Annotated in this window: 11 protein-coding genes and 1 pseudogene; 7 read left to right on the forward strand and 5 right to left on the reverse strand. The window is 38.9% G+C overall.

From position 1 onward, the window contains the following. Positions 1–181 precede the first annotated feature (181 nt). Together AACW45_RS38120 and AACW45_RS38125 are read right to left on the reverse strand one after the other, a co-directional pair. Positions 182–1,369 carry an acyl-CoA dehydrogenase family protein gene (locus AACW45_RS38120; protein WP_190638183.1) on the reverse strand — a complete coding sequence of 396 codons (1,188 nt, stop codon included), beginning with the start codon at positions 1,367–1,369 and terminating at the stop codon, positions 182–184. A 24-nt stretch (positions 1,370–1,393) separates the two neighbouring features. Then, positions 1,394–2,188 (reverse strand): ATP-binding cassette domain-containing protein, encoded by a 795-nt coding sequence (locus tag AACW45_RS38125; RefSeq protein ID WP_190638186.1) that lies wholly within the window; start codon positions 2,186–2,188, stop codon positions 1,394–1,396. A 776-nt stretch (positions 2,189–2,964) separates the two neighbouring features. On the opposite strand from AACW45_RS38125, the pseudogene AACW45_RS38130 reads away from it, so the two are divergent. Both AACW45_RS38130 and AACW45_RS38135 read left to right on the forward strand, forming a co-directional pair. Beyond that, a pseudogene (locus AACW45_RS38130) lies at positions 2,965–3,351 on the forward strand (LLM class flavin-dependent oxidoreductase); the annotation flags it as partial. 346 nt (positions 3,352–3,697) lie between these two features. After that, positions 3,698–4,702: a tyrosine-type recombinase/integrase gene (locus AACW45_RS38135; protein ID WP_206758499.1), complete on the forward strand. Its 1,005-nt coding sequence runs from the start codon at positions 3,698–3,700 to the stop codon at positions 4,700–4,702. Positions 4,703–4,821: 119 nt separating this feature from the next. Here AACW45_RS38135 and AACW45_RS38140 read toward each other — a convergent pair whose 3' ends face one another. Beyond that, a complete protein-coding gene (locus tag AACW45_RS38140; protein ID WP_190638189.1) occupies positions 4,822–5,199 on the reverse strand; it encodes a hypothetical protein in 378 nt (125 codons plus the stop codon). 864 nt (positions 5,200–6,063) lie between these two features. Between AACW45_RS38140 and AACW45_RS38145 the strand changes: the two genes are divergently transcribed. Then, complete coding sequence (locus AACW45_RS38145) at positions 6,064–6,663, forward strand: SprT-like domain-containing protein (protein ID WP_190638190.1); 600 nt, start codon at positions 6,064–6,066, stop codon at positions 6,661–6,663. A gap of 244 nt (positions 6,664–6,907) precedes the next feature. Here AACW45_RS38145 and AACW45_RS38150 read toward each other — a convergent pair whose 3' ends face one another. Beyond that, the gene (locus tag AACW45_RS38150; protein WP_190638192.1) at positions 6,908–7,330 is read right to left on the reverse strand and encodes a hypothetical protein; all 423 of its coding nucleotides are present in this window, start codon (positions 7,328–7,330) and stop codon (positions 6,908–6,910) included. Positions 7,331–7,824: 494 nt separating this feature from the next. Between AACW45_RS38150 and AACW45_RS38155 the strand changes: the two genes are divergently transcribed. From AACW45_RS38155 to AACW45_RS38170, 4 genes are all read left to right on the forward strand, one after another. After that, positions 7,825–8,502 carry an LLM class flavin-dependent oxidoreductase gene (locus AACW45_RS38155; RefSeq protein ID WP_242045842.1) on the forward strand — a complete coding sequence of 226 codons (678 nt, stop codon included), beginning with the start codon at positions 7,825–7,827 and terminating at the stop codon, positions 8,500–8,502. 24 nt (positions 8,503–8,526) lie between these two features. After that, the gene (locus AACW45_RS38160) at positions 8,527–9,342 is read left to right on the forward strand and encodes a hypothetical protein (protein ID WP_190638194.1); all 816 of its coding nucleotides are present in this window, start codon (positions 8,527–8,529) and stop codon (positions 9,340–9,342) included. Positions 9,343–9,574: 232 nt separating this feature from the next. Beyond that, on the forward strand, positions 9,575–10,675 hold the full coding sequence (locus AACW45_RS38165) for an aliphatic sulfonate ABC transporter substrate-binding protein (protein ID WP_190638196.1): 1,101 nt from the start codon (positions 9,575–9,577) through the stop codon (positions 10,673–10,675). 52 nt (positions 10,676–10,727) lie between these two features. After that, positions 10,728–10,853 (forward strand): hypothetical protein, encoded by a 126-nt coding sequence (locus AACW45_RS38170; RefSeq protein ID WP_277883154.1) that lies wholly within the window; start codon positions 10,728–10,730, stop codon positions 10,851–10,853. Positions 10,854–11,040: 187 nt separating this feature from the next. Here AACW45_RS38170 and AACW45_RS38175 read toward each other — a convergent pair. Continuing rightward, positions 11,041–11,388 (reverse strand): transposase (locus tag AACW45_RS38175; RefSeq protein ID WP_190638199.1); only part of this gene is annotated, 348 nt, incomplete at its 5' end.

Raw genomic sequence — 11,388 nt, forward strand, 5'->3', positions numbered from 1 at the left:
TTTTTTGGGGCGCTTCCCCTACCCGTTTATGGTGTATTTTTTTAGTTCAGTAAATCTGTTGCTGTTATTTTCTGTTTGCTTCCATTTAGTCTAAACTCCAGGCAAAAGTACCTACATGCAAAATGAAAAACTCTACCCCCTTGTGGGTGGAGTTTTTCATATCTCTAGCCAAAGTCAAATATTAAGAATACTGAGTAATAATTGGTAACTCTTGATTTAGTACCCAATTACCGATGTGATTGAGTTTGTAATCGACTGGATCGTGGAGGGTAAAGGTACGCAAGTCACGCCAGTAGCGATCAAAGCCGTATTTAGTAGCCGTGGATCTAGTACCGGTGACTTCAAAGATACCGTTGGTGATATCCAATCCCACACGGGTAACTAGGGCTTTGGCTGAGAAAACTGCGATCGCAATTTCTCCTCTCTCCTCAAAAGTCAAATCAGATCCTTTATCCCAAGCTTGCTGTACTTGCGCTGAGGTGCGATCGCTCAAAGCAATGGCGGCTTGTAATTGAGTCCAAAATTCGCCATAATGCCGCAAAATATACGGGTCTTTGCTAGCGCTGTCTACTCCAGAGGTAATCCAAGCTCTAGTTTGAGTTTTCGTGTATTCTTTAGCCGCAGCTAGGGCACCTTCGGCAATCCCTAAATAAATGTAGGTTTTGGTTAATTGTGCGATGATTCCCAAAAATGTAGCAAAAGCACTATCAGTAGGATGAGGATATCCCAGGATTTCATCTTTTTTTACCAATACATCATGAAAGGTGAATGTGTCGCTATCTGTGCGCCGTTGTCCGATGTTATCCCAATCTTGGTTAGAAACTACCCCTGGTCTATCTTTAGGTATGATAAACACCCAGGGCAATTCTACACCATCTTGCAGGGCGGAGAAGACACGCAAATCTGCGATCGCCACGCCAGTACCAAAGCTTTTTACCCCATCAACCCGGAAATTTTCGCCTTCGGGGGTAATTTTCAGCCTAGTATCCCTTGTATTAATCGCATTTGCCCAAAAGAGATTTTTTGCGGCTGTTTCGCGGTAATATCTTGCTTTTTGCTCTGCTGTGCCAGAAACATGAGCTAAAGCTGTTAAATTTAGATGATTTCCGTACAATTGCCCAACAGAACCATCTGCGGTTGACAGTTGTTGAATCACCTTAAAAGCTTGTACCCAAGTTGCACCGATACCACCATATTCTTGAGGTACGACTAAAGGTAACAAACCACTTTCCCGCAGTCGTTGAATTTCTATATCGGGAATTCCGGCTTTTTGGTCTCTTTCTACTGCGGTAGCTGTCAGTTCCGCAGCTACAGAAGATGCTATTCCAATCCAATCTTGAGATTCTTCTTTAACTAATAGTTGCACCATTGCGCCTCTTAATTACGAATTGTTCTAAGCTGCTTCCGAATCTAGGGCATAATCAGACGAGCGATCGCTATCTTGTTTCGTCATCACTCGTTGTAAAATCTTCTCCACCGTCTTCGCAAATTCTGCATCTCCCCTAGAGCGAGGACGGGGAAAATCAATCTTGACATCTAGACCAATTTGACCATCTTCAATCAACACCACTCGGTCTGCTAACACTACCGCTTCTTCTACATCATGGGTAATTAGCAATGCCGTAAATTGCTGTTCTTGCCATAAATTCTCTAATAATTGCTGCATTTCAATGCGGGTTAAGGCATCTAGCGCCCCTAGAGGTTCATCTAGCAGCAATAGCGAAGGATGACTAGTTAAAGCTCTAGCTAACGCCACCCGTTGCCGTTGTCCACCAGAAAGGACAGAAGGCCATTCATTAGCCCTGTCTTCTAATCCCACCGCCCGCAACACTTGTAAGGCTGTCTGTCTTGCTGTCACCTTAGAACTAGAACCCAGTAAACCTAGTTCCACATTAGCAATGACTCGCTGCCAAGGTAGAAGTCGCGAATCTTGAAACATCATCCTGATAGTGGGATTTATCTGCTGGTGGGATTGTTCATCATTCAAAAACACACCCCCTGCACTCGGTGCATCTAAGCCTGCAATTAGGCGTAGCATGGTACTCTTCCCGCAACCACTACGACCAACAATAGCGACAAATTCCCCTGGCTGAATGTCTAAATCAATATCTTGTAGAACTTGTTTTGCGCCAAAAGATTTACCCAGTCCTGATAATTTCAAGTGCATTCCGTGTGTTTTCAATCCCATGTGAAAAACCTCCTAATTTGCGAGTGATTGTCTGTGAATAAAAATCGATAGATTTTACTTACGGGCTGGAAATATCTAGTGATTGGGCATCATTGTGATGTTTTTACTTTCCCAAACAAATATTGAAGATAAATAAACTAATTTAATAGTGCAACCCTAATTAATAAATACTCTTATGACTAAGCATCCTTAGCTTACAAAGATTTTTTGGCATTGCTGCCTGAAGATTTTATATGAATTTAGGTAATTTAATCTAAGTACTGTATTTTGGTCGGTTTTTAGTATTTTACTATTTTAAAGCAAGTTTCACATATTTAAAGATAAAAATCAAGAATTTTATGAAAATAGTCGTTTGTAGGGGCAAGGCGCTGCCTTGATCCTACTATTTTGGCTCAGACAAGAGGAATATCCCATAGATAAGTGCATAATAATTATCGAAAAATTTAACAATAAAATTGTATTTGTCAATTAATTTTGTTAATAACTAAATTTAGTTATTCTCTGCCTCTATCGCTTCAGGGATATGCAAAAGCTACCTTCCCACTCTCTGCCTTTCTTTATTGATTATTCCCCCTTGTCCTCCTTGTCCTCCTTCCTCCCATTTCGCGAAGAATTACAAACTTTCTTCACCTTACCCATTGCTTTTATCAGCCATTTGTGAAATTATTATATACCAATACTCCGGTAATTTGGTCAATAAACCGGACTTTGGTTTCCCAAACCAGCCCAGCCTAAATTACAGCAGAATTAGCCTCTAGATAAGAGGGTATAGAAATATGCCTCAGCCACGATACGGGATTTGGATTCCCGTTTACGGCAATTGTGGCGCGATGAACCACCCGTATGAACCCCGTGATGCTAGCTACAACAGAGCTAAACAACTCATCCAACTAGCAGAAGCCTATGGGTTTACCACCACTCTCATCGCCGAACACATTATCAATCCGAGAAATCAAGAATTAGACCAGCTAGAGACTTGGACAACCGCAGCCGCCCTAGCAGAAGCCACTAAATCTATAGAAATTATTGCTGCTATTAAACCTTTGCTATTTCATCCAGTAGTTTTGGCAAAAATGGCATTAAATATTGATGCGATTAGTGGCGGTAGATTTTCTATTAATTTAATTAGCGCCTGGTTTATGCCGGAATTGCAAAAATCTGGTAGAGAATTGATTTTACAGGTATTCTAGATATATCCACTATCTAAATTTGATAGAATTACTAGAGGATTACTAGATGTACTCTAAACAACCTAACAGCAAGGCTTCCCAGCGATTACCCGATGTCAATCCAAGGGAGGACAAGGGAACACTCCGGTTACAGTTCTCAAGCAGAATAAGCCAACAGTTCTATAACAAGAAGCAATTCTATAAAGGACTAGGGAGAAACGATACACCAGATAATCGGCAATGGGCTGAGGGAATAGCTAGGAGAATACAAGAGGATATTGATTATCAGAACGGCGCGAACTTTGACCCAACACTAGCCAAGTACCTGGATATCAAACCAGTGTTAGCTACGGTTACTCAGTTACCAACTGCAAAACCATTACCTAAGCTTGGGGAATTGTGGGAAGAGTTTATAGAGTGGAAATTAAGCATAGGGAAACTTGAGAAAACAACCTATGAAACCACTTATCAACGAAAATACACTAATTATTTAACTCCCTACCTAGATAAAACATTGGATACGGAAACCGCAAACGAGATAATCGCGGATTGTCAAGCTAGACAGCAAAATAGAGCCACAATTAGATCATTGCTAGGCAGACTTAGTGAAATGTGTCAACGCGCAGTTGAGCAAGAATTATTACCAAAAGATTATTTTTCTGAGGTTAAAAAGCATTACACAATTCCTAAAAAATCAAAACAATTAGCTGAGGCTGAGGATTATCGTTCATACACAATTGAAGAGAGAGATTTGATTATTGATTACATGAGAAATCACAATCGAACGGGAATAAGTCAACTAGCTGATGTAATTGAATTCCTATTTCTTACAGGCTGTAGACATGGTGAGGTTTATGCTTTGAAGTGGAAACATATTAGGTTTGATACTGGTTGGATAATTTTCAAAGAGTCTTATGATTCAGCTACAGGAATTACCAAGGGAACAAAAACTGATGTAGATAGATTATTTAAGATGAAGGGAATGACTAGGTTAATAAACTTGCTTAAGAGACTGTATAGTGATGGTAAAAATCCTGACGATTTAGTATTCAAAACTGAAAAAGGAAATCAGTTAGACAGAAGCAGTATAAAGAGTGGTTGGCAATGTAACTCAAATTGCAAGAACGGGAAAAAATACACATATCCCGGTGCGGTTAAAGAACTAGCTGAACAAGGTAAAATTCAATATCTCAAACCATACTCAACAAGACATACATTTATCAGCATTCAAGCTAATAATGGCGCTGATTTAAAACTATTAGCTGATAGTTGTGGTAATTCAGTTGATGTCATTATTGAGCATTACCTAGATGTTAACCGCAGTGTCACGCTAAAAGACATTTAAATTCACTGAATTAATAAAAACTTAAAGGGAGTATTTCTACTCCCTTTTTTTATGTCTCTAGAACTGTTTTCTAGATTTGTGTCACAAAATTGTGTCACAAATTTTTAGATCATCTCTCCCTACTCACTCAGAAGCTCATAAGCCTTCTCCAGTAAAATATGCGCTGTACCTAGTCTGATTAATTTCTCTTGGTCTACTCCATCCTGTCCTTCTAATCTGCGGTCATCATCAAGTGAGAAATTAACTAGTCCCTTCTGTTCATCAGTAGGTGTATTCATCTGCTCAATTATCTTGGCTAAGGCTTCAATGCTAGCTAATCCAGGTGATTTTAAACCTTTACCTTGTCTGAACTGAGTGATAGCTGTCTGACAGAATGTCATCAAATAGATGATTTTATTTTTACTAAGTGTTGAGTTTACATTCTGCATCTGGTAGCGTCGGCACAAGTTACTCAACTTCCTGACGCTCAAGCCTTCTAATTCTTCCCTTGTAAACATAAAATGGTACTGTCCATTTTCTATTGGTGGATTTGGTAGGTAAGAAGTTTTCCAGACACATTACCTACCAATTTAAAAGCGTATTCCCTTGTACACATTAGAATCAAGCTGTATTTACTTTTCTTAACAATGCCTAACCCCAAAGGGAACCCTCAGAATTTTGAACCAGCACAACCAAAGGGTGAGGAGCCTATGACAACATCCATCAGCTTTCGATGCACTGAGTCAATGAAGGAAGCAGTTAAAGCACAAGATGACCCTGCTCAGTTCTGTAGGGATGCAATACAAGAGAAACTAGACAGAAACAAGCCATCAGAAGGCTAGCTAGACCGTTGTAGACGTTTCCAGCGTAAAGGTTTAGTCATTCCGGGCTTAGACGACAACAGTTAAACTTTTAGCAACTGGAGAGTCACTAAATAATAATGGTAGTTTTTACCATAAACTCACCCACAAACTGTATTAACTGTGTGTAGTACAGTACAGTACAGTTTCTCAAGTAGAAATATTCATAAAAATGCCAATTAAGAGCAAATAAGGCTTAATAAAGCAATAAAAAATTATTTAACACAGATTAAATCAAAATTAAGCAATATTACTCAGAATAACGCTGGTTTATAGTGGTAGTTCCAGTATCATAGATATGGAATGTACCTTACAGAATTGCTCAAGGGGAGCCTGAATAAAGGCTCTCTGTTTATTTATGGATTATCGAACGTACCTTCGATAGAAGTAATGAACTTAGTAGTTAATAGGCTACAAGTCTTATTTAGCAAGGCTAATTGTTGATTTTGGCTTAGACATAACATCGTAGACATCGAAGGTACATTCGATTAAAATTTTGTCGAAGGTACATTCGTGAAAGTCATGAAAAGCATAGAACAATCAATACAACTAACAGGAATTTACCGTGATCTAAACAACAGCCTTTTTGATGGTCAGTTATCTAATCAAATTTATGTAGGTGTTGGATATACAAAAGGTAACGGCATTTATCTTCATAGTAAATGGGATGAAAAAAACAACATAAATCATGACGACCAAATATTAGTTAATGAAAATCTTTTGAATGAGTCGAAAGAAATATGGTTGTCAGTGCTTGTTCATCAAATGATTCATAAATGGCAACATGATTTTGGAAGCCAGAAAACGCTAAGACATTATCACAATAAAGAGTATGTAGAAAAAGCAGCAAGTATAGGCTTTATTATTAAATCTGGTGAATCTAGCGAACAATCAACTGAGCTTAACGGTAAGTTTATGCAAGTAATTCAAACTATAGATGTTGAGGATTTAGCAAAGCCTAGAAATGTTAGCTCTCAGTTAGGTCAGGAGTCTAAAAGTGGAGTGAAAGCAAAATATACCTGTCCTGAATGTGGTTTTAACTCTTGGGCAAAACCTGGGGTAACTAATATTTGTTGTAACTGCAATGGTTCGGTTAAAAAGATGATAGAACAAATTAAATAAATCAAGCTTGTATTGCTAATTATCAGATAATTTATCTGATAAGAATGAGTATAGAATTAATCCAACTGTAAGCATTAAATAACCCCATCTAGCAACATAAGATGAGGTTATTATTTGTTGGTTTAAATGTCTTCAATATAACTATTTAGCTATATAAAAATCGTTAGCCTTTAGCTGTATCTCTGTTATAGATATTTGTGTCACAAATTTGTGTCACAAATCCAGATAACACTAAAATCACGACTTACACTAGTTTCTCACTAGTTACTTTCATGGCTTGTCGCAAGTCATCTATCAGTTGACCAACGTGTTTATAACGCTCCGAAGGCTGACCACTAGCTGACTTAGCTTTTGACTCATCTACTTTTGATTGATAGCTATCAAGGATAGATTTAATCATCTCCAGTTCACTGACTATATCTTCAGCTTGTTCGCCAATAGTAGGCGGTAATCTGTAAACCTGAGTCTTTACTCCGTCACCCCACTTATTAGTTCTACCAGCGCCAGTGCGTTTCCCGCCATGAGTATGCTTAACCTTGACTAGTTCATAATCTGGATTAGCTTTCAATGCATTGTCGCCAGCGTTCTCTAGTGAGTCAGCTTCCAACTGGACAAGCAGCATCTCACCACTGGTAGAGTGCTTTAACTCCACTAGGTATTTATTCATTGATTCAACGTTGTAATGTACCTTCTAAATACATTAACTTGATTATGTAACAAAATCAAGATATTTGATTTAACTGTCCATAGTGGCGATGTTTAGCTTATATAGAAATTTGTTACACAAATTTGTTTAACAAATCCAGACATAAGCTTTATATGGCTATACAGCAGGTAATTAGAATATACCCGCCATAGCTATTAACAGATAACTAATTGCTAGGGGCATCATTACTAAAATGCTCACAATGCTTATCTGTTAATGGCTATGAAACTGTGAAACAAGTTTGTGCAACAATTTTAGCTACAACCTCATTGATTGCTAGTAAGCAGTTATTGAGTCATACGGTTTGTAATGTCAGTCAAATTAGAAAATTACTAGACATAAAAACCAACTAGAAAACCAGTACATCAGTACCAAAACAGGTTAATTACTAGAAAGTTAGTAGAAATATCGATATAATAGGCTGAAAGCGTTGTTATTACGTAGTTAAGCTAGACTTGCAAAAATCCGGCATACCTTTCCTACCCCATGATGAACGCTATCGCTATTCACAACAGTGGATGGAAGTAGTAAAAGCTTTATGGAGTGGGGAAAAAGTTAATTATCACAGTGAATATTTTCAAATTAGCGATTTATGCTTGCGTCCTCGTCCTATCGCCCAACCTCATCCTCTCGTATATCTGGGTGGAGAATCGGATGCGGCGAAGAATCTCGCAATGGAAACAGCAGATGTATTCTTTCTGAATGGGCGTCCCTTAGATGTCATCAGAGAAACCATTGCTGATGTGAGAAAGCGGGAACGAAAAAAACCCAATCCCCTGGGGTTTGCGATGTCAGCTTTTGTCATTGCGCGAGCGACTGATGCAGAAGCTCAAGCGGAATATGAATACCTGCGAGAACTCGCCCAACAAGACGACAGAACCGAACTGATGAAGGGTGTAGAACCAGATGTAGTCATGTTCAAGAATATGGCGAAATATCCAGGAGTGGGAAGTAATGGCGGGACTGCGGCGGGGTTAGTTGGTAGTTATGACACCGTAGCCGCGAGAATTACAGATTTTGTGGAAGTTGGGGTAGATACTTTCATGCTGCAATTCCAACCTTTTCCCCCAGAAATGCAACGTTTTGCTGAAGAAGTAATGCCACGAGTGCGATCGCGAGAACTCGTAGCATAATCTGCAATAATCAAGGAAGGCTTTATGAGTGCAACTTTAACTCGCCCAGCTTGGACAACTGAGTTTGAAATTGAAACCATCGATAAAATCATTGCTAAACACGCCCCAAATTTTCCTACTACTCGCATTCAAGAACCGCGACAACTGACAACAAAAGAAGAGTTCGAGAAATTCTATCGCTTCCGTATAGGTGGCGCAGCCCACGATTTATATATTGTCCAAGTTTGTAGCAAAATTATTGACCAAATACCCGACCCAGAACTGCACCTATTTTTAAGCCGTCAAATTGGTGATGATGGCGCACACGCCCAATTTACTCGTCAGCGAGTTTGGGAATTATCAGGACAAGACCCTACAGAAAAGATTGTAGAAGAAGTAAAAAATCACTGGGAATTTATGGGCGATTTACCCATTCGTAATTGGTTGGGTTTCATAGCCTTTGAATTACACTATGAACTGCATATAGTTGCCCAGTTAATTTTAAACAGCCGTACTACAAAAATTGTCGATCCAGAAACTTCTAAATTTGCCAGTCAGACAATTTTACCTGATGAAGCCGTTCACCGTTTTGGAGTTTTAGCTTGGTGGCAAAGTAAATATGACAAAGCCTCACCAACAGAAAAAGCAGAAATAGCCGCCCAGTTATTAGAACTAGACGAAGAAGGACAACGGCGACGCAATCCTTATTTACAAAAACATTGGCAAATTGTTCACGATGCAACTGGCGCAGAAATTGAAGGAATTGGAGTCATATATGATGCTTGGCGACGGGAAGTATTGTCTTATTTTCTAGATATTCCTATTGCCAAACTTCCTCAACTTGTGAGTGTGAGCGAGTGATGAAATAGAGTTAGTGTTTCCAAACGTGTTCTCTTTGTGGTCGCCCCCGATTTTATGGGGGCTTTCTGAAAATATTTAATTAATAAAAAACCATTTTGTAGGGTGTTTTGTAGCGCAACGCACCGCCCGCGATTATCAAAATTATACGTATATTTTTATAAAAGTTGTATTTGATATTCAACTTTTTACCAAAATATTTTAATTAAAACAATCATAATGCTAAGGAGTATCTATGTTCAGCGAACTTACAAATAAATTATTTTCTTGGATAAACGAGAGAATATTACAGACAGTTTATAAACCAAATATCAAGAATTTTATTATCTTTTTTATTATTGGTTTTGGATTGAGTCTAACTCTCGCCTCTTGTACCCCAAATAAATCTACAGATTCTGCTAATGCAGCAAAACAAGAGCCACAGAAAAGCCAATTAACAGTGCTAAAAATGGGTCATCAAAAAGGGATGGCACTTTTAAATATTGTGAAAGCACAGGGAAGTTTAGAAAAGCGCTTACAACCTCAAGGTATATCTGTGACATGGAACGAATTTTCTTCTACTGCACCACTTTTAGAAGGTATGGGTGTCGGTAGTATTGTGTTTGGTGGTGGTGGTGGAACAGGAAGCGTGTTTGCACAAGCTAGCGATAAACAATTTGTGAGAGTAGCTGCTGGAATTGGTAGTACCAGAGGTTCAGCTATTTTGGTGAAAGAAGATTCACCTATTAAAACACTGTCGGATTTGAAGGGTAAAAAAGTTGCTTTTGCTAAAGGTTCGGGACAGCACTATATTATAGTTCGTGCCCTAGAGAAGGTAGGATTAAAATTTACTGATATTCAACCTTTGTATTTAACTCCAGCAGAAGCTTTACCCGCTTTTGAGCGTGGTGATATTGATGCATGGTTAATTTGGGACCCTTACACAGCGCAAGCCGAACAAAAACTGCGCACTCGTTTGTTAGCAGATAATTCTGCTGTATTTGGCGATAAGGCTCCTTTAGAAAGCCCTTCATTTTATTATGCTGCTCCCGATTTTGTGCGCGACCATCCTGATATTGTCAAGATAATTTTACAAGAATTAGAAAAAGCAGGTTCTTGGTCAAAAAATAATTACAAAGATTCTGCAAAATTACTTTCTAAACTCTACAAAATTGACGAACCAACAATGGAAATTGTGGAAAAGCGAGGAGGCGAGCGCAGTGTATTACCTGTAACCGATGAAGTGCTTTCAGGGTTACAAAGAATGGCGGATACCTTCTATGAGCTAAAGATTATTCCCAAAAAGATAGATGTGAAGGACAAAAATTATAACTGGGTTCCCGTTCAGAAATGGTGAGTTTGTCAATTGTCATTTGTGTTGGGATTTACATATCCATTAAAGTGAGATTTTGTCAAGGTTAAAAAAAGGCGATCGCATGAATATTAAACGTCGGTTTTTTGTAATAGCAACTGCATCTTTTCTAGCTACAGTCACTAGTTGTAGTTCACCGCAAAATAATGCTAGTAATAAGTAGGTCAACCTAATTAAACATAAAACGTTTAACTTGGTACTGACCTTGCATAGCTCTATTTTCTATACCCTCAATAATAGCGATAAGCCTTCGGCATAGCTTCGCTTACCGCTAATTCATATTCATCCTCAAAAACTCGGCCGGCAAGCTCATCACGTTTGAGATGCAACCATTCGTCACGGCACTTGCTTCAAGTCGGCAAAGCCGCCCAACGCAGTGCCTCTTCAATGCGATTCATTTGTGGGCTATAGGGAGGTAGAAAAAAGATGTACAACCCTTGCTGTTGCCAACGTTGATGCTGCTGACGAGCCAAAAGACTTTTGTGAACAGAGGCATTATCATGAATGATTACAGTAATTTGTCCAGTTTCCAGTAAGCGGTGTGCAGCAATTTGAGCTTGCCAATCCATGAGTTGAACATAGGTTGGTGCTTTCAATGTTCCAAGCATCAAAGCGTAATTAAAACTAGATTTCGGCTCCCAAATACCGAAGATGTTGATCCGCCTACCGCGTCGTCTATTTTGTCGAATACGTTTTTG

This window comes from Calothrix sp. FACHB-168 (assembly GCF_963889195.1).
GTDB lineage: Bacteria > Cyanobacteriota > Cyanobacteriia > Cyanobacteriales > Nostocaceae > Aulosira > Aulosira anomala_A.

Coding starts and splice junctions, on each gene's coding strand:
- AACW45_RS38165 (WP_190638196.1), top strand. CDS start 9,575: ATGTTCAGCGAACTTACAAATAAATTATTTTCTTGGATAAACGAGAGA.
- AACW45_RS38150 (WP_190638192.1), bottom strand. CDS start 7,330: ATGAATAAATACCTAGTGGAGTTAAAGCACTCTACCAGTGGTGAGATG.
- AACW45_RS38160 (WP_190638194.1), top strand. CDS start 8,527: ATGAGTGCAACTTTAACTCGCCCAGCTTGGACAACTGAGTTTGAAATT.
- AACW45_RS38140 (WP_190638189.1), bottom strand. CDS start 5,199: ATGTTTACAAGGGAAGAATTAGAAGGCTTGAGCGTCAGGAAGTTGAGT.
- AACW45_RS38120 (WP_190638183.1), bottom strand. CDS start 1,369: ATGGTGCAACTATTAGTTAAAGAAGAATCTCAAGATTGGATTGGAATA.
- AACW45_RS38145 (WP_190638190.1), top strand. CDS start 6,064: ATGAAAAGCATAGAACAATCAATACAACTAACAGGAATTTACCGTGAT.
- AACW45_RS38125 (WP_190638186.1), bottom strand. CDS start 2,188: ATGGGATTGAAAACACACGGAATGCACTTGAAATTATCAGGACTGGGT.